Source organism: Bacillus sp. PS95, from assembly GCF_037963565.1.
Lineage (GTDB): Bacteria > Bacillota > Bacilli > Bacillales > Bacillaceae > Bacillus > Bacillus subtilis.
Map to the genome: position 1 here is coordinate 1,250,652 of NZ_CP150160.1, position 16,501 is coordinate 1,267,152.

Genomic DNA, 16,501 nt, shown 5'->3' on the forward strand with positions numbered 1-16,501 from the left:
GGTAGGTGATTATATGGCCGATATGTGGGTGTTAGATAGATACGATAACCCTTTGGCAATCCTATCTAGTGATGCGGAGGATGATGCCTGTACCTTTCATTCTGATCAGTTTGTGGAAAAGCTGAACCAAGGTACAGAATTCTCCTTCAGTTGTGACGCAAGACACGAAGATAGCCTACATGTAAATAAACTAAACCAAGTCGTTTTCAGAGATGAAGACGGCTTTTTTCGTCTTTTCAAAATTAGAGAAATTGACCGCGGCAACGGAGACAACGGGGCAGAGAAAGTCGCCCATTGTGAGCCGGCTGAAATGGAGTTGCTGGAAGCTATTGTGGAAGACGTACGGCCAACCGGTAAAACGCAACAATATGCACTGGATAGAGTTTTAGAAGGCACAAGGTGGAAGGGCAATGTAACAGCTCAAACGGGTATACAGTCCACAAACTTTTATCATATCAGCGCTTACGAAGCCATTACTAAAATTATTGAGGTATGGGGCGGAGAGCTGCGTTTTACTGTCAATTTTGACGAAGAAAACAACAAAATTATTGAACGGGTTGTAAACATTGAGCAGCGGCGTGGAAATGATGAAGGTGATCGTTTCGAAGTCGGCTACAATGTCGAAAGTATTACAGTCACTGAAATGGCGTATCCCGTCTCTGCTCTATATGGGTGGGGCGGCAGCGTGGAGACAGAAAATGGCGGTGATTCCCGTTATATTGATTTTGCAGACGTTGAATGGAAAGTTGCAAACGGTGATCCGGCAGACAAGCCTAAAGGTCAAAAGTGGATTGAGCTGCCAGGAGCAAAAGAGAAATACGGCTACAAAAAGGCTGATGGAGCGTTTATAAACTCTTTTGGTCAATGGCAGGATGAAAACATAACTGATCCAAAAGAGCTATTACAGAAAACATATGAACATTTGAGGGATACGGCATCCGAACCTCAAGCAACATATGAACTAAAGGTCATTCCGACTGATCACATTTCTCTTGGAGATACCAGGACTGCTATAGATGATACACAAGCCGATCCAATACAAATTCAATCCCGAGTTATCTCCCTCGGATACAGTATTTCAAATCCTGCTGGCACAAAAACAGTTGAAATGGGCGAATTTTTAGAAGTTTATCAACCTGATAGGCGCCTAGACGATTTAGAAGATAAAGTGAAAAATATTGACCGAAATGTTCAGGTGACTGATGGCAGTTTCCCAGATAAAAAGCCACCAGTACCTAAAAATGTTGAAGTAAAGTCGATGTTTCAAAATATCACCTTAACGTGGGACTATGATCCATCTAGTTATATTGCTGCCTATGAAATTTATGCTTCTCAGATTAAAGGATTTACACCTCTGTCAGAAAACAGAATTTTTCGAGGGAAAACAAGCGGATATGAGCATTTTACAGGTGTGAATGAAGTTTGGTATTACCGTCTTCGAGCAATTAATACAAGAGGCACAGCAAGCGATTTTACAGATGAGTTCTCGGCCACTACACGAAGAATTCTAACTGATGACATTATGTACGGCGGTATTATATCGGATCGATTAGCAGACTTGGCGGTAACAGCAGATAAGCTCTCACGTGATTTTTCAGAGGCTAATATTTTGCCGGGTTCATTGCTAAGAGCAAGCGATATTAACGGTCTTAATAGTGCTGGTATATCTGTTGTGAAAAACGGCGAACACAATGAAGTAACAGCAACTAAAACGAAAACGGATAACGCCTTATTCGGAATAAGCACATCACCAAGAAAAACACTTTCTTTAGTAAAGGGCCAGACTTATACGATCTCATTTGAGCTAAAACGCGGTGATATACCTGGCATAACTTATTTAAATTTCAGATCCACTAATTCAAGCTCTGAAAATAACCTGATTAATACATCGAGTATTTCAGATCTGACTAAAAACCCTACGGATCAATTTGTTCGTGTGGATCTGTCTTTCGAATCACCATTATCAAGCGACACTATTCATTTGTTGCTGGGTGGTAGTGTTGGAGACGTAGCTGCTGCTGGATCTTTTTCTATTCGGAAACTTCAAATCAGAAGGGGTCTTGTGAAAAAAGAATACACCTTCAGCCCTTTCGATGTACTTTTGACTGATGGTTCAGTTACATCTGATTTTATTGCAAATGCTGCTATTGGTTCTGCTCACATCCAAAATGCTGCCATCAACTCAGCAAATATAGCTGATGCCGCAATTACATCGGCTAAAATTGCCGAAGCGGCCGTAGGTACTGCAGCAATTCAAAATGCAGCGATAACAAAAGCACATTTAAAGACAGCAATTATTGATACCGCGCATATTATTGATGGGGCAATCACCAATGCAAAGATTGGGAGTTTGTCAGCCGACAAAATTACGTCGGGGACAATCAAAGCTATTGATATTACAGGGTCTCTGATTAAGGGCGGGCGCTTTGAACCGTTGAACGAGTCATCTGCCTATAAGTCTTATATTGAAGCCAATAAGATTTATCAGCGATTTGACTATAGATCAAGCTCAACTATTATATCTGAAAGATATGACGAAATGACTATTACAAGTGGTCAAATTTCTATGGTAACAGGTAGTAGAGAAACGGGAACAGACGTACCTTTGCGGTATTTGAAATTGTCGGACGCCTCGGTAAATATGTCAGGAAATACTACACAAAAAGATTACTCTGAAATACAAATGTATTGTAACGACTGGGACGCATTGAAGGGATCGGAATCTTCCGCATGGTTACGCATGAAAAGAGGCGGAGCAACCACAATGTATATGGGGAGCTTTGTCCCTGAGGCTAGTGCAAACAAGGTTTTCACATTTAATACTATGGGTTCTGATACTTTTCAACACGTAGACCAAGTTCATAATGTGTTTGCAGAAAAAAACATTATGTTAAGAGCAAAAACGGGAATAGATATTGAAGTCGTCGGCGGTTCAGGACCTATAACTTTCACACCGGGTGGAGAAAACGCAGTAAGGATGAGAGTCGGGAATAGTCCCGGAACACCACACGTACCTTTGTTGGGCATTGAAGTTGACCAGTCAATTGTAAAAACGCATGGAGCACTAAACACAAATGCTATTGTGAGGTTGTATGAACAAGAAGTTACCATGCCTACTACAGGAAATGCTTATACAGGGGTCGCATTCGACTTTCTTATGCTAGACATAAAAAGTTTAGAAAATGTATTTTTGATTCTTCCTACTGTTTATGGAGCGTACGCAGACCATGTCCATGTTAAGGTAATAAGTCAATCTTCTACATCCGCAGCTCGTTTATGGATACGAGGTATCGGAGACTCTACAGTCATTCTTGGTAAGACATTTAAGGTAAGGCTTGCTGTCTTTGTAGAACCTCAATAAGAAAAGGAGAACTTCAATGATTAATACTATATATTATAGCCCTGCTTGGTTTTATACGGCTGATATCAAAGAGACAGAAACAGGTATAGAAATAACCGCTGGAGTATTGCACGATGCAGAAGTGGAGGGAAAAACATATTCACTTGATGAGGCGCACTTTGACTTGACACCTGATGACACTTACCCGGTCGAGTATGTACTGTGGTTGGATTTGAACAGGGAGACAGATACGGCTTCATTATCACTGAATAAGGCTTATCTAACTGGGGAAAGTGCATGCGCGTATGAGGGTGGTAACATTCTAATTTCTTTCCCGGTGTCAGTCAAAGTGTTCCCGGACGGAACAAGAGAAGGCACAATTTTAATATGCAAAGAAGAGGAGAAAACAAAAAATGAAGCTTGAACCAACGGTTGTAAACTCTAAACCAGACCCAAATAGCGGAAAAACGGAAGTTGAACAGTTAAAAGAACAAATATTGGATCTTCAACGTGTATGCAATGTCTTAATGGCGAATCAATCGTAATAACCGGAGGGAAGCCCTATGGAAAGTCGAAGCACACTGTATGGGTTTTTTGAGGATTGTTGGAGGAATGGCACTGTCTTAACCATCGAAATGAAACAAGCGGTGGAAAAAGGAAGAATAACTCAATCAGAATACGATCAAATCACTACTATGGAACGCGGCGACGCGTATCCAGATCAAGCATAAAGGAGCGTTCAGAATGGAAGAAATGACGAAAGAGCAACTTCAGGAGCAGTTGCAGATTGAAATCTATAAGTCTGCCTCATTACAACAAGAATTGGATCAAAAGAATAAGGAGCTTGCCGAATATAAGGCCCTGTATACCTTTACAGCGCAGAAAAGAGATGCATTGATACAGCAGCTAAATGAAGGACAATCAGACCAAGACAATGTAAGTGAACCAGAAATCACACCTGTAAACGAGTAGGTGTTTTTATTTTGCCTCAAAGGAGGTGAAATCGCATGAAATAGATAAAAGGGGGGCGTACTAATGTCACAATTGACGGAGGTACCGGATGTGAATGTAATACAAAAAGAGATGGCAGAGTTTAAACTAGAGCAAAAATCGCTTGAAAGACGGGTAAGCTCTCTTGAACGATCCTCAGATAGGCAAGATCAGCAAATCATGTCACTCAATGAAAAACTCAACAAGATCGAAGAGAATACAACTTGGATCAAACGCACAATAACTGGCGCTATCATTACAGCGATTTCCACCGGAATTATAGGGGGAGCAATCGCTATTTTTTATACCGTTTTGCAAAAATAAGGAGGAATAAACAAAATGAAAAACTTCGACAAAGGCACGGTCGTCCGGACGGTGCTTCTTTTAATTGCGCTGATTAACCAAACAATGCTGATGTTCGGTAAATCACCTTTGGATATCACTGATGTACAGGTGAATCAATTGGCAGATGCGCTGTACACTGCCGGCTCTCTGATCTTCACAATCGGCACGACACTTGCTGCGTGGTTCAAAAATAACTACGTGACAGCAAAAGGACACAAGCAAAAAGCGGTTTTAAAGCAAAACAATCTAACCAAATGAGCTGCCAGCTGGCGGTTCTTTTTATTTCAAAAACAGAATAGGAGAGATTTTCATGACAATTGCAGTGAAAAAGAATCTTGTATCAGAAGCAAAATACGCTTTAAAATGCCCAAACTACTTGGATGCTGAATACATTACCATCCACAATACAGCGAATGATGCGTCAGCTGCTAACGAGGTCAGTTACATGACCGGAAACACCAGTTCAACGAGTTTTCACTTTGCAGTTGATGACAAAGAGGTTATTCAAGGATTGCCGTTAAATCGCAATGCATGGCACACAGGGGACGGTAAAAACGGCACCGGGAACCGTAAGTCGATTGGTGTCGAAATTTGCTATAGCAAGTCAGGAGGCGCTAAATACTACGCTGCTGAAAAGTTAGCTATCAAGTTTGTGGCGCAGCTGCTTAAAGAACGAGGATGGGGTATTGATCGTGTGCGGAAGCATCAAGATTGGAGTGGAAAGTATTGCCCGCATCGTATCTTGTCAGAAGGGCGCTGGGATGAAGTCAGAGCTGCAATTGATGCTGAATTAAAATCGCTTGGCGGCAAATCAACCAGCAAGAAAACAACTTCATCCAAAACGGTGAAAAAATCAAGCTCAAGCAAAAAGAAATCATCCTTTAATCTGCCTTCTGGCATTTTCAAGGTGAAAAGCCCATTAATGCACAGTGCTGCTGTTGAACAGATTCAAACAGCCCTGTCGGCGTTGCATTTCTACCCGGATAAGAAAGCCAAAAACTTTGGGATCGATAGTTATTATGGACCAAAAACAGCGGACGCAGTACGACGATTCCAGCTGATGAATGGTTTAAATCCTGATGGTATCTATGGACCGAAAACGAAATCGAAATTGGAGTCTTAATTTTAAAAATATGCTCCTCCATTATTTGGGAGGAGCACAATAAAAGTGAGGTTACCTATGTGACTGCTTTTTTGCATGTGGGTGAGGCTCATCAGATCCTCTAAGATTGACCCAGTGACAAATCATTAGACTAATTAATTTGTTCAAAAGTTTTAGCGAGACTAATTAAACTTTCCCTGAGCCCTTCGGCTTCTTGTTTACGACATTCTGAGATGAAAGCACGGTCTAAATTGCATTTTTCTAGACCGGGATCTCCCATAAACTCATAAATTTTCTCTACTGGCACCATTGGGTTAATTTCACTTGAATTATCTCTTGGCAAATCTCTTTTTGTACTATAGTCCCTGTAACGACCAGGAAAAAATAAATCAAATAATGAAGTTTCTATTTTAAAAACGAAATCATTACCTATTGGCTCATGTTCAACTTGGAAATTTCTTGACACACAAGTTCCAAGAGTTTTTTCAGGCGCTATTGAATTATACAGAATATCTGTTTTTTCCCTAATCAACACACCTAATTCTTTACCGCGAATGATTAAATTCGCATCTTCGTTAATTCCTGCCTTATCTTTCGCCTTTAAGACAAGCATGTATAAAATACCTGCAAGGATAGTACTAAGAATTCCTTCAATGGAATTCACTTTCCTGAACCTTTGAAACAAGGTTCTAGATAAGATATGGAGATGATTTAACAACCCAGTGTCTGTTTCATTAGATTCAGCATAGTCGAAAACTAAATCCTGAAGTGCTTCTAAATCCGCAGCATTTTGCTCGAAAAATGCGCGGTCAATAATTTTGTTGATTCGGTCTGTAATTTCATTTACTAATTGTTCCACTTTTCTCTTCTCTGCCATATCTTCTGCAATAGCTTTAATAATTACAATTACAGCTTCTTCTGAATTGAAATTTGCTGCTGTAAAATTAATTACCTTTTGATAAATTGTTGCTGATTTAGGGCATTCCATACATTCACCTCATTAGAAACATCATCAAAGATAGTATTTTATTTTCTGGATAAGAATATCCAATATCTCGATTTGATTTTTGTAATAGGATGACAAGAACATACTTACATGTACTTCGATCAAAACATGGGTACTTGTGAAGAACAACTGAAGGAGACTCGGGTAAACGCCTAGAAGAAGTGCCGGCCGTATGATGAATGACCCCCTACTTTGTATAAAGTAATGGGTTTTTATAATTATGTAATACTTTTGCTACCTATAAATAAAAGAGATTATAGAGAATTTTCACTAAGTTATTTCCATTTTTTCTTATAAAGTTTATAATTTATGTAGTTCTCCATTGTAATCTCTTCCATTTGTCGAAAGATGTCGACAAAAAAATTTCCTGTCAGGAAACTTTTCGCGTCAAAATGGTATCAATTGATACCGGTATTGTATATACTCGGTATATACCCTTTATATATTACTATATAATATAAATAAGATAACAATGTCACTGGGGGAGAAAGCTTCTGCATAATAATGATTCTAAATCCTTTTTGAAAGAAGCTAAACGACTAATCTCCAGCGGCAAAAAAGATTTCATAAAACGGACTTATGATCATCCATCAGGAAAAAAGGTTAAGTGGATTGAAGCACTAATGGATATTGGTCTGACAGAAATTAGTCAGGTGTGGAATGAAACCTTAACTTTGACACCAAATCATTGTGTAGCGGGACCAATCGTTGATGTTGACCGTAAGCATGAAGGTAAAGTAATCTGGGTCTTCAAAAAAGATGTAAACGGTGATCAGGTATACATCAAAATGAAAATCGATAAACGTCGTGGATGTGTCTGTTTATCCTTTCATAAGGATTGGTAAGAGCACCAATTGGGTAAATGATGAAAAACGGGGGAGAATTAACAATGGAGGACACTATGGTGAAAACAAAAATTCAGTATTGTGAAGTCTGTGATAAAGATGTTGAAACCATAATTGTAGAACGTCCCACTACATATACTTTCAAAGGTGAGACATTCGATCTTACGGAGAGAGTTTTGCAATGTAAAACGTGTAATCAAGACTTATACGATGAAACTTTAGATAATGAAACAATGAATACATTGGTTAAGCTTTATACTGAGCGAGTTGGGTTGCCTCTTGATGAAATAAAAAATATTAGAAAACAATACGGTTTATCTATGGACTTATTTTCACGGATTTTAGGGTGGAGCAAGTCTACAATAGTACGATATGAATCAGGTAAGTATATTCCTGATTCATCACATATGAATATATATTTGCAACTAAAGAAAAACCCAGAGAAATTAGATGAATTTTTTAAGCAAAGGATGTATAAATTTAATGATAAAGAGCAGGAGAAGATTAAAAGTAAACTCAGCTGTGTAGATCAACGCGAAGTAGAGCAAAGCCTATTGGAAACTATTCAAATAAATTATAAAATACATGAAAAAACTATTGAATCAGGTTATAGTCCTTTTAATATAGAGAAACTAATAAATATGATTTTGTACTTTGCTCAACAAGGGGTGCAGAAAACTAAATTAATGAAGTTGTTATTTTATTCGGATTATCTAAATTTTAAACATAATACTTTATCTATAACTGGAATGCCTTATGTTCGTTTTAAATATGGACCAGTACCTAAAGATTATGAATTACTTTTATCAACGCTAGAAAAAAATAAACTGATTGAAGTAACATATGAGATTAACGGTAATTATGTTGCTAACCAAATTAAATCAGTGGGGTCTTTCAATGAAAGTATCTTTGATAAACATGAATACGATATTTTGAAGAAGGTAGACAAATTCTTCATAGATTATGGCTCTGGAGAAATAAGTGATTTCTCACATAAGGAAGATGCCTGGAAAGAAACAGGCGAATTTCAGGTAATTTCTTATGATCATGCAGAAACGCTTTTAATTGATTAAAGCTCACCATTATTAAGGTGAGCTTTTTATATTATCCACTTTTTCTGCAATTTATCCCACTTCAATTCACCTTTCATCAAAAGGCTTTTCACTGCAACACGAATATCCTCTTCACTCTTTCCTGTTTTCCTTTTCAAATCATTCAAGGTTGGGTTCTTTCCATATAATTGCAAGTTCACTATGATCAGATATACTTTCCGTTCAAAATCAGTCATTTGATCATCTCCCAACTTCATCATTTCCAACGGATAAAAGAGAATCAAGTGCAATAAACCATGTATCCCCTTTTAAATCCTTCACATGTAGCTTCTGTTTCACTTCGTTTATGTAATGCACGTGCCCTGTTACTTCCTCGATAAAGCCCTCTCTGTATATACTGATGACCAGAACCGAGTTGAATTCCATCGCTTCGCAAATAGTGCGTGCCATCTCCTCCAGCTGGTATTCATCAAGAATGGGTTTTTCAATCTTCTGGACTTCTCTCTTTCTGTTTAAAAGGGCAACCCTTTGCTCAGGCAATATGAATTTTTGTTCCCATCTCTTGTCGTAAATTTCTTGACTCATTCCGATCATCTCCTTGAATAAATTATATGCGAACAAATGTTCCTTTATCAATGGAGAAAATGTTGGTAAGTCTGTGAATTTACCCATTGGTTTTAAATGGGAAATTGTTGGCGAGTTGTTGCCCAAACCTGCCAACAATTAATATTTTTATTCAGAAGGGATCAGACATCCATTATGAAAACCCTTGATGGATAAGTATTTGTCAGGAATAAAAATAACAGTTCATAAGGTAATCACTACCTTGACAGGGTAGAGGTCGCTGGTTCGAGCCCAGTCGGAATCATAGCTTAAACCCTTGCGCAGCAAGGGTTTTTTACTTTGCTTATTTATTGATTTTGTCATCATTCATCGAGTTGGGGACGGAAGTTTTTTAAGCTGATTTTGAAGTGAATTCAAAATCAGCTCTGTTTCTATGCTAGGTTTAATGGATTATACAGTTTCAATATTCTTTTCGATTTTTTGAATAACTTGTTCGAGCCATATGATTGGAGATACGCCGTAACTAAGAACGTCCACTCCGTCAGCAGCTTCATCGATAAAACCATTCTTTTCTTCATCCGAATAATCGCTGTTAATAAAATCTTTCAATGCAACTATATCAGTTTCTTGCTCTTCTTTTGGAATCTCTTCTAAGTATTCGTCCAGTGCTGACTCTGGAGTTTCTATATCTTGATGAAATATACCTCCTAGAAATTGAAATACAGGTTCATAAATTTCGATTTCAATCATTACTTATCACCGCCAAGAAATGTTAACTTCAAATCTGAGAAATGGTGGAATCTTATTCTATATAACTTTCTGCTATATCAATATCGTTTGTCATTTCTAAGTCAGGGTATTTTTTCATCTAATTTTCTTAAACAATTAATAAGTTCTTTACTTTGTAAACTATCAGCTAAATCTTCAAATACCTCACTGATCCAATATAAATCTTCTTTATTACAATTTTCTAGATAACTAATTGTATTTTCTTCAGGTATCGATGGCTATTATGAACCAGCTACAAAAGCGAAATTGAAGTAATATAAAAAGCCCTCTTAAAATGGGGGCCTTTCAGTGTCACTTTTAAATAGCTTCTTTTAGTTGTTCTATTACACTTTTCAACCAGTCTATAGGTGGTAATCCAATTGTCGGGAAATATATTTCGGCATTACACTTTATAATGTCTTCCTTTTCTTCTTTAGTTAGATCGCTATTTAGAAACTCTTCGCAATACTTTACTGTAAATAGCAAACCTTCTTTACTAATTTCCTCAATAAATTCGTCTAATGCGTGTTCAGGGGATCGGATATCTTGATGAAATGTTGCACCTAAAAAATTTTCTAATTCGTCTAAGAAATCATAACCTTCATCCATGATACTTCCTCTCTTTCTATTTGGTTGGATATCCTGTAAGAATTACCGTTGTTATCTTTTTTGAGTATAATTTTTGCGTTTGTAACGTTTTCTACTAGTTCTGAATTTCTTGATACACTTCTACCGATTATTTCTCCATCGCCCTTGTATCTTAACATTAATTTAGGTTTTTTAGGATCATCAATCCAATTTTCGATTTTCTTTATATTTTTTGGATCGTTTAAAACTGAATTAGCAATTCTCTCAGCAGTAGCCCTATCTTTAAGGGCGCAGACAACATTAAAGCATTTTATCATGATCATGTCGGCGTTACAGACCAATGGATCGATCTGATTGACATGAAAATTGCTTTCCTTACAAGTATCTCTGGAGTTATAGAGGAAGCCAGCTTGTCAGATGCATACGTCGAGGAGTCTTTCTTAGAGCATGAACTAGCTAATGCTTATAAAAAATCAAAGGCTATTATGTCCGAACAGAAGAAGGCAATGAAGGACATTCTGAACGATATTGACGATATCCTACCACTTGATTTGTTTTCAACAGAAAACTTTAAAGATGAACTTGCAAGTGCAGATAAGAAACGCGAAAAAACAATTAATAAAATTGGAGAAGTCGATGATGATTTAACAACTGAATATGCACTAACAGAGCCTAACGAACAATTCATTCAGCAAGATTTTAAAAAGCTGCAGGAGTCAACAGGCAAAGGAAAGAACGCTACACCAATTCACTACAATGCCAAAGCGTATAGAGAAAGTGACATACATAAGAAAAAAGGCGATATTGAAAAACGTACTGAAGCTTATTTGACGATTAAGAAGAAGGAAGAAAAAGAACGGGAAATCGAGAAGCTGAAGGAAAGACTGAAAAATTACGACTTTGCTGATGCAGATGAATTCTATTCAATGGCCAAAACCATTGGTTATGACAATCTAACAGCAGATCAACAAAGATATTTCACACAGATTGAAAACACACGTGAGCTAATGGCTGGAGCCAAAGGTACTGTTACAGCTCTTTATGATATGACAGCTGAAACATTAGACTATATGGCACACAATCATCCTGTCGACATGCTTATTAATTCTGCAGTCGCAGTTTATCACTATGATTCCACATTTAATTCAATTAAAGATGCAATAATAACCTCCTATATTAGAGACGTAAAGAACGGGGACGCAGAATCAACAGCTCATTGGATTACATGTGCAGCAGTAAACATCTTTGCTTTAAAAGGTGCTGGTTCAGTTGCTAAAATAGGAGTAAAAACTGCCGGAAAAGCGACAGTCAAAAAAGTGTCAAAAAAACTGGATGAAACTCCTGATCCACTAACAGCAATTAAACCGTTTGTCATGCGAGATGATGTTGTTGTAGCAGGCGGCATGCCTTATAATGTCATCAATGATGTGAGCGCAAAAGACAGGTTGCTTCAGCTTGCTAAGAAATTAGATGAAACAAGAAAGCCATTTACAGGTAAGGAAATAAATCTCCCTTGGTTAAATAAAGAAAAGTATGGTGCCTTTGAGGTTAAAGGGAAGGTAAAAGCTTCAGGTAAAACCAAAGATGTGAGTCGTAGAGTATACACATTGAAAGATATTGATATAAACAAAGTTGATACTGAAAGTGGAAAAACAAATTTACAACTCATGAAAAAAGGTGACGCTCCTTTTGCTAATGACGGCACAAAGATCAACTTGCATCACTTAATTCAAGAAGAGCCAGGAACGATGGTGGAAATTCCGGCTTCAGTGCATCAAAATAATAAAAAAGTTCTTCATGGATTGAAAAAAGGTGGAGAGAGTTTTAGAAATGACAAAGAGCTGCGAAATCAGTATAAAAGCTTCCAACGAAGATATTGGAAATGGAGAGCGAGCCAATTTGAGAAAGGAGAGATGTAACAATGACTTATCATGAAATTGAAGAATTTATTAAAGAAAACGCTGAAGATGATGATTTCACAGGCGGAATAAGTGAAGATAAAATAAAAGAGATACAAAACAGTTTAAATGTAAAACTTCCCGAGAGTTATAAGTGGTTTTTAAATAAGTATGGTTCAGGTGGAATTTACGGGGTAAATATACTTGGTCATGGCAAAGTTTCTGCAAGAGTTGTTACAGTTACTGAGGAATATAGAACTCATTATGATTTAAGTGACGGTATTATCGTAATAGAGTATGTAGATGAATTTTCTTATTGTCTTGATACAAATAAGATGGAAAACGGCGAATGTCCAGTAATTGTTTGGGCAAACGAAGCTGGTTATGGAGACACAGTTGCAGATAATTTTTTGCAGTTTTTTATGGAAGAGCTTGAAGAAGCAAAAGAGAACTGGGAAGAAGATGAAGACTGGGAAGATTAATAAGAACGAAATAACCCCCTCACAAAAATGTGAAGGGGTTTTTCATTTATCGTTTTAGGTATTCTTCTTCCATAAACGTCAATATTTCACTTTCTAATTCTGCAGGGAAATGGCTATGAGGCGTACCAAGTGGTGCCATTATCCCTTTTCTTACTTTCCCCAGGTGACTATGACAATACTTTAGATACACATTGAATCGTGGGAATTCCTCATCCCATGGAAATACCTCTTTATCTTCAAACTTTAATCTAATACTTTCAAGGAATTTACACGCTTCCCTACGTGATTTAAAGTGTTTGGAACGCCTAAATTCATTCCCTACAGAAACAGAAATTTCATGAGAAGTTGTCAATTGAAAGCCCCCTTTATTTGGTATGTAAAAAGCATAGCACATACCAAATGAAAAATGTGGGAGCTCGGTCAGAGTAGATTATTCGAACATACTTCTCACAATTTTACTCAGTTGTTCAATCTTTCATCAAGTTCAAACACTCGTTTATTAAGATTTTTTATTTTGTGCTGAGTAAGAAAATAAGAACAACAATAGAGGGTATTGCTGTGATCATGAGGTTTAAAGTATTTTTGATTCTAAACTGTCTGTGTTCTTTTGTTTCAGAATGATGATTTGCTCGCTGACGGTCTCCACTTACTGCTAAACCTGAAATTAGAACGGATATACCTATTAAAATGATTGATACTGTACCAAATACTGTTTCATAAGATACACTTCCTCTGAAAAAGTATCCAATAACTCCTTCAATTATTGCTAGAATTAGTCCTAAACCTAGAAATTTCATTGTAATCGTCCTTTTCACACCAGTCTTCTTATCTACATTCTACAGCTGTTTAAGATGAGCTGTAATATCTTGAGGTTGGTTTTCCTCAAGTCTGTCTAATTTAACGTTAATCTGATTGAATTCCTTCTTTGTTTCTTCTCTAAATTCATTCATCTCTTTTTTAAATGACTTTAATTCAGATGACACACCATCAATTTTGTTATCAATTTTCTTTATTTCATCCAATATTGCTTGAAGCATATTGTTCTCCATCCCGTTCACCTCTCCGTACAGTGTAAAGCTATTGCAATACTTTTGATTGTCGGAAATTCCGACAATCGAATATTTCAATGGTTTTGTTTAACGAATTAAAAAATAAAAGCAATACTTTTGCTTAAGAGTCTTTAGGATCATCCTCGACAAATTCAATAACATCTTCCAGTTTGCAATTTAACACTTTGCAAATTCTGTCTAACGCTTCAACATTTATAGATTTTACTTTTTCTTCTTCGCTCAGTTGCTCATTATTAACCCATTTACTAATAGTATTTGGTCTTATTTCTGTTTTTCTAGAAAGCCAATACATTGATTTATCGTGTTTTTCTAATAGTTTATCTAATTTAAATTTGATCAAAAGTATTCACCTCCAAATAATAATACCACAAACCAACGCAAAAAATAATGACGATTTAACGATTGACGTTAAACAAATGATGATATATTATTAACACAAGGAGTTAAACAAATAGAGATTAACAAGAGGTGATAATATTGAAACACATAATCATCCACAGAAAAGACTTAGGTAATTTACCCGCAATACTCTTTTATAAGCAGTTCGCAATAGCTGGTGAAGATGGTCAAGTTCATCTATATCAAGTCTTAAAAAGAGGGGATGGGCTGTACGATAGGCTTCATTCAGATTTCTTGGCCGAAGATATTCAATACAAAAGTCTTGTCACTCTGACTAATGCAGTAGTTGATAAACTGCTTCACACAACCTTATGGGATGCACTTATTGATAATCGAGAGCTAATTACATTAGAAGGCTTTCAGTTGTTAGACAAAAACAAAACATACTAAAGGGGATACTGACAATGCAAATTAACCGACACACTGTAGGAACTAACGTAACGAGCTTAGGGACAATCACTAACGAGGAACGCTTTGAGGATATAGCTAATCACTTTCACCATTTCATCCTGAATAACAAATCAGAAGAAGTTAATTTCATTGAAACAAGTAATAATGGAGCGCCTACAAAGCGCTTCAACATACATACTGAAATCACTATTCCTGTTTCCTTCAATATAGATGGTGAAAGTAAAGAGGATGCAAGAGACAATTTAGAGTCAATGTTGCAAATGGCAATTAATCATATACATGTGTTGTTTGAAATGGGCGGAGGACAAATAGTTATCCCTAGAGTTAGCGATAATTTATGTAGGATTGGTGAGTATGACGTAGAGGAAGCTGACGCTGATGAATAAAACTGAGATACATAACGATTGGTTCTGTAAAGTGGCTTTTGGAGTATTATTTGTAGCTGTACCGGCTATATGTATCCAGTTTGTAGCTTGGTTTGGGTGATTAGGGAGTGCGGGCACACTCTCCTAATCGTAAAAGGGTTGATACCTTTCCATTGTATTTAAACTCAACAATTTAATCAAGGGGGGCGTGCAATGCGACTCCTTACAATTAAATAAAGTCAGTCTATGCTCCTGAATTAAGGTGTTGTCTTTAGTGATGCCTTTTTTAAGGATCAGACTGCCGTGGAATGCGCTAACACACGTAAAACTTGACAGGGTAGTGACTCAGCCGACGCAATAAATGAGGATAGGATGCCTTCTGTGTTTCCCTATTTACACATGCATCTGAAAGGCGAAAGCTGCCATTAAGTGCTGACGAAGGATGGGTGTATCGTTTCTGACGATGCAGGACAAGCCATAAGTATACGAACCCAATTTTGGGTTGGTTGAACCTGTTAGGGACACTTGACACAGTAGGCTTGTTTGGGGAATAACCAACGGCAAATAGGGTGAACACACGGATACCACAAGTGGATATACAATCAAGTTTCAGTCGCCTGCCTGAGTTTGTTTATTTTTTTACAAGCAAATTCAGGCAGACAACTTGCCCAGCCGTTGTCCACAGTCTCAACCAATCAAGCAAAAAATCAAAAGAAAAGTCAAGACAATTAATGGAGAAATTTGTGAGGTTCATAGTGAACCTGGCAAGGGATAACATACTACTGTAAACCTGTCAAACAGTACTAAAAGATAAAACATTACTTAAGCTATTATCAATTGTGAGAGTGGCGCAGAAGTAAGACCTATTAATATGTAGAATGTCTCAATCTTAAAATAGAAAATAAGTAACGAAGTTGTATAGAATTTAATTCGTAATATTCATTTTTTGGAAAAAGAGTTTGTGTTAACCTAATTAAAGAGGTGATGAAAATGGCAAAAAGAAAATTAACTATCGAACAAATGAAAAAGAATTTTACAACATGGGTTAGAAGTTTACCTCTAATTACGACAGGAATGTCAGTGGTGTTTGTTCTTGGACAACTGTTAATAGGTTATTTAAAAGGAAAGCCTGTATTTACCGTTGAATTTCTTATTTTCTCAATTGGATTTGTGATCTTTGGAATTGCTTTAGGTTTTACTTTAAAATACTTCTATTCAAAGATTGGAGATGTTTGGATAGATGATAGTAAGGATTAAAATACGTTTTTGCGTATTT

22 protein-coding genes and 4 pseudogenes are annotated in these 16,501 nt (G+C 36.9%); 15 read left to right on the forward strand and 11 right to left on the reverse strand.

The window, feature by feature from the left end:
• Window positions 1-13 precede the first annotated feature (13 nt).
• From NSQ12_RS06615 to NSQ12_RS06650, 8 genes are all read left to right on the forward strand, one after another.
• Window positions 14-3,361 (forward strand): phage tail spike protein, encoded by a 3,348-nt coding sequence (locus tag NSQ12_RS06615; RefSeq protein WP_339176269.1) that lies wholly within the window; start codon window positions 14-16, stop codon window positions 3,359-3,361.
• Between the two features lie 16 nt (window positions 3,362-3,377).
• Window positions 3,378-3,764, forward strand: coding sequence for a hypothetical protein (locus NSQ12_RS06620; protein WP_339176271.1), 387 nt, complete (start codon window positions 3,378-3,380; stop codon window positions 3,762-3,764).
• Entirely contained in the window at window positions 3,754-3,885 is a 132-nt protein-coding gene (locus NSQ12_RS06625) for a hypothetical protein (RefSeq protein WP_302480628.1), read from the forward strand. Before NSQ12_RS06620 ends, NSQ12_RS06625 begins: the two co-directional genes overlap by 11 nt.
• Window positions 3,886-3,903: 18 nt before the next feature.
• The gene (locus NSQ12_RS06630; protein WP_339176276.1) at window positions 3,904-4,071 is read left to right on the forward strand and encodes an XkdX family protein; all 168 of its coding nucleotides are present in this window, start codon (window positions 3,904-3,906) and stop codon (window positions 4,069-4,071) included.
• Between the two features lie 13 nt (window positions 4,072-4,084).
• A complete protein-coding gene (locus NSQ12_RS06635; RefSeq protein ID WP_339176278.1) occupies window positions 4,085-4,312 on the forward strand; it encodes a hypothetical protein in 228 nt (75 codons plus the stop codon).
• 72 nt (window positions 4,313-4,384) lie between these two features.
• On the forward strand, window positions 4,385-4,654 hold the full coding sequence (locus tag NSQ12_RS06640; RefSeq protein WP_074794633.1) for a hemolysin XhlA family protein: 270 nt from the start codon (window positions 4,385-4,387) through the stop codon (window positions 4,652-4,654).
• Window positions 4,655-4,669: 15 nt separating this feature from the next.
• Window positions 4,670-4,933 (forward strand): phage holin, encoded by a 264-nt coding sequence (locus NSQ12_RS06645; RefSeq protein ID WP_153952053.1) that lies wholly within the window; start codon window positions 4,670-4,672, stop codon window positions 4,931-4,933.
• Window positions 4,934-4,985: 52 nt separating this feature from the next.
• Window positions 4,986-5,798, forward strand: coding sequence for an N-acetylmuramoyl-L-alanine amidase (locus NSQ12_RS06650; RefSeq protein ID WP_339176281.1), 813 nt, complete (start codon window positions 4,986-4,988; stop codon window positions 5,796-5,798).
• A gap of 130 nt (window positions 5,799-5,928) precedes the next feature.
• On the opposite strand, the gene NSQ12_RS06655 is transcribed toward NSQ12_RS06650, so the two are convergent.
• Window positions 5,929-6,765: a hypothetical protein gene (locus NSQ12_RS06655; RefSeq protein WP_339176283.1), complete on the reverse strand. Its 837-nt coding sequence runs from the start codon at window positions 6,763-6,765 to the stop codon at window positions 5,929-5,931.
• A gap of 539 nt (window positions 6,766-7,304) precedes the next feature.
• On the opposite strand from NSQ12_RS06655, the gene NSQ12_RS06660 reads away from it, so the two are divergent.
• Together NSQ12_RS06660 and NSQ12_RS06665 are read left to right on the forward strand one after the other, a co-directional pair.
• Complete coding sequence (locus NSQ12_RS06660; protein ID WP_101864212.1) at window positions 7,305-7,628, forward strand: hypothetical protein; 324 nt, start codon at window positions 7,305-7,307, stop codon at window positions 7,626-7,628.
• A 59-nt stretch (window positions 7,629-7,687) separates the two neighbouring features.
• Complete coding sequence (locus NSQ12_RS06665) at window positions 7,688-8,701, forward strand: type II TA system antitoxin MqsA family protein (protein ID WP_180950484.1); 1,014 nt, start codon at window positions 7,688-7,690, stop codon at window positions 8,699-8,701.
• Window positions 8,702-8,727: 26 nt separating this feature from the next.
• Here NSQ12_RS06665 and NSQ12_RS06670 read toward each other — a convergent pair whose 3' ends face one another.
• From NSQ12_RS06670 to NSQ12_RS06695, 6 genes and pseudogenes are all read right to left on the reverse strand, one after another.
• The gene (locus tag NSQ12_RS06670; protein ID WP_339176287.1) at window positions 8,728-8,916 is read right to left on the reverse strand and encodes a hypothetical protein; all 189 of its coding nucleotides are present in this window, start codon (window positions 8,914-8,916) and stop codon (window positions 8,728-8,730) included.
• Window positions 8,917-8,920: 4 nt separating this feature from the next.
• Entirely contained in the window at window positions 8,921-9,265 is a 345-nt protein-coding gene (locus NSQ12_RS06675) for a YolD-like family protein (protein WP_339176289.1), read from the reverse strand.
• 429 nt (window positions 9,266-9,694) lie between these two features.
• Window positions 9,695-9,994, reverse strand: coding sequence for a contact-dependent growth inhibition system immunity protein (locus NSQ12_RS06680; RefSeq protein WP_038428798.1), 300 nt, complete (start codon window positions 9,992-9,994; stop codon window positions 9,695-9,697).
• Between the two features lie 52 nt (window positions 9,995-10,046).
• Window positions 10,047-10,239 (reverse strand): annotated as a pseudogene (locus NSQ12_RS06685) (hypothetical protein); the annotation flags it as partial.
• 91 nt (window positions 10,240-10,330) lie between these two features.
• A complete protein-coding gene (locus NSQ12_RS06690; protein WP_085187936.1) occupies window positions 10,331-10,621 on the reverse strand; it encodes a contact-dependent growth inhibition system immunity protein in 291 nt (96 codons plus the stop codon).
• A 16-nt stretch (window positions 10,622-10,637) separates the two neighbouring features.
• Window positions 10,638-10,884, reverse strand: a pseudogene (locus tag NSQ12_RS06695) (RNase A-like domain-containing protein); the annotation flags it as partial.
• Between NSQ12_RS06695 and NSQ12_RS06700 the strand changes: the two are divergent.
• Both NSQ12_RS06700 and NSQ12_RS06705 read left to right on the forward strand, forming a co-directional pair.
• Window positions 10,885-12,519, forward strand: a pseudogene (locus NSQ12_RS06700) (T7SS effector LXG polymorphic toxin); the annotation flags it as partial.
• A gap of 2 nt (window positions 12,520-12,521) precedes the next feature.
• On the forward strand, window positions 12,522-12,980 hold the full coding sequence (locus NSQ12_RS06705) for an SMI1/KNR4 family protein (protein ID WP_014479498.1): 459 nt from the start codon (window positions 12,522-12,524) through the stop codon (window positions 12,978-12,980).
• Window positions 12,981-13,026: 46 nt separating this feature from the next.
• On the opposite strand, the gene NSQ12_RS06710 is transcribed toward NSQ12_RS06705, so the two are convergent.
• The 4 genes and pseudogenes from NSQ12_RS06710 to NSQ12_RS06725 all read right to left on the reverse strand — a co-directional run bounded on the left by NSQ12_RS06710 (window position 13,027) and on the right by NSQ12_RS06725 (window position 14,390).
• Window positions 13,027-13,332, reverse strand: a complete 306-nt coding sequence (locus tag NSQ12_RS06710) for a hypothetical protein (RefSeq protein WP_033881586.1) — start codon at window positions 13,330-13,332, stop codon at window positions 13,027-13,029.
• Window positions 13,333-13,489: 157 nt separating this feature from the next.
• On the reverse strand, window positions 13,490-13,777 hold the full coding sequence (locus NSQ12_RS06715) for a DUF5316 family protein (RefSeq protein ID WP_033881589.1): 288 nt from the start codon (window positions 13,775-13,777) through the stop codon (window positions 13,490-13,492).
• A 42-nt stretch (window positions 13,778-13,819) separates the two neighbouring features.
• A pseudogene (locus NSQ12_RS06720) lies at window positions 13,820-14,029 on the reverse strand (hypothetical protein); the annotation flags it as partial.
• Window positions 14,030-14,150: 121 nt separating this feature from the next.
• Entirely contained in the window at window positions 14,151-14,390 is a 240-nt protein-coding gene (locus NSQ12_RS06725) for a helix-turn-helix transcriptional regulator (RefSeq protein ID WP_033881587.1), read from the reverse strand.
• Between the two features lie 128 nt (window positions 14,391-14,518).
• Here NSQ12_RS06725 and NSQ12_RS06730 point away from each other — a divergent pair, with 128 nt between their 5' ends.
• The 3 genes from NSQ12_RS06730 to NSQ12_RS06740 all read left to right on the forward strand — a co-directional run bounded on the left by NSQ12_RS06730 (window position 14,519) and on the right by NSQ12_RS06740 (window position 16,482).
• The gene (locus NSQ12_RS06730) at window positions 14,519-14,839 is read left to right on the forward strand and encodes a hypothetical protein (protein WP_225910704.1); all 321 of its coding nucleotides are present in this window, start codon (window positions 14,519-14,521) and stop codon (window positions 14,837-14,839) included.
• A 14-nt stretch (window positions 14,840-14,853) separates the two neighbouring features.
• The gene (locus NSQ12_RS06735) at window positions 14,854-15,246 is read left to right on the forward strand and encodes a hypothetical protein (RefSeq protein WP_041516382.1); all 393 of its coding nucleotides are present in this window, start codon (window positions 14,854-14,856) and stop codon (window positions 15,244-15,246) included.
• A gap of 969 nt (window positions 15,247-16,215) precedes the next feature.
• A complete protein-coding gene (locus NSQ12_RS06740) occupies window positions 16,216-16,482 on the forward strand; it encodes a hypothetical protein (RefSeq protein WP_014114929.1) in 267 nt (88 codons plus the stop codon).
• Window positions 16,483-16,501 lie beyond the last annotated feature (19 nt).

Bases quoted from the DNA above. Each gene is read 5' to 3' on its own strand.
- NSQ12_RS06615 (WP_339176269.1), top strand. From the start codon at position 14: ATGGCCGATATGTGGGTGTTAGATAGATACGATAACCCTTTGGCAATC.
- NSQ12_RS06620 (WP_339176271.1), top strand. From the start codon at position 3,378: ATGATTAATACTATATATTATAGCCCTGCTTGGTTTTATACGGCTGAT.
- NSQ12_RS06625 (WP_302480628.1), top strand. From the start codon at position 3,754: ATGAAGCTTGAACCAACGGTTGTAAACTCTAAACCAGACCCAAATAGC.
- NSQ12_RS06630 (WP_339176276.1), top strand. From the start codon at position 3,904: ATGGAAAGTCGAAGCACACTGTATGGGTTTTTTGAGGATTGTTGGAGG.
- NSQ12_RS06635 (WP_339176278.1), top strand. From the start codon at position 4,085: ATGGAAGAAATGACGAAAGAGCAACTTCAGGAGCAGTTGCAGATTGAA.
- NSQ12_RS06645 (WP_153952053.1), top strand. From the start codon at position 4,670: ATGAAAAACTTCGACAAAGGCACGGTCGTCCGGACGGTGCTTCTTTTA.
- NSQ12_RS06650 (WP_339176281.1), top strand. From the start codon at position 4,986: ATGACAATTGCAGTGAAAAAGAATCTTGTATCAGAAGCAAAATACGCT.
- NSQ12_RS06655 (WP_339176283.1), bottom strand. From the start codon at position 6,765: ATGGAATGCCCTAAATCAGCAACAATTTATCAAAAGGTAATTAATTTT.
- NSQ12_RS06670 (WP_339176287.1), bottom strand. From the start codon at position 8,916: ATGACTGATTTTGAACGGAAAGTATATCTGATCATAGTGAACTTGCAA.
- NSQ12_RS06675 (WP_339176289.1), bottom strand. From the start codon at position 9,265: ATGAGTCAAGAAATTTACGACAAGAGATGGGAACAAAAATTCATATTG.
- NSQ12_RS06680 (WP_038428798.1), bottom strand. From the start codon at position 9,994: ATGATTGAAATCGAAATTTATGAACCTGTATTTCAATTTCTAGGAGGT.
- NSQ12_RS06690 (WP_085187936.1), bottom strand. From the start codon at position 10,621: ATGGATGAAGGTTATGATTTCTTAGACGAATTAGAAAATTTTTTAGGT.
- NSQ12_RS06705 (WP_014479498.1), top strand. From the start codon at position 12,522: ATGACTTATCATGAAATTGAAGAATTTATTAAAGAAAACGCTGAAGAT.
- NSQ12_RS06715 (WP_033881589.1), bottom strand. From the start codon at position 13,777: ATGAAATTTCTAGGTTTAGGACTAATTCTAGCAATAATTGAAGGAGTT.
- NSQ12_RS06735 (WP_041516382.1), top strand. From the start codon at position 14,854: ATGCAAATTAACCGACACACTGTAGGAACTAACGTAACGAGCTTAGGG.
- NSQ12_RS06740 (WP_014114929.1), top strand. From the start codon at position 16,216: ATGGCAAAAAGAAAATTAACTATCGAACAAATGAAAAAGAATTTTACA.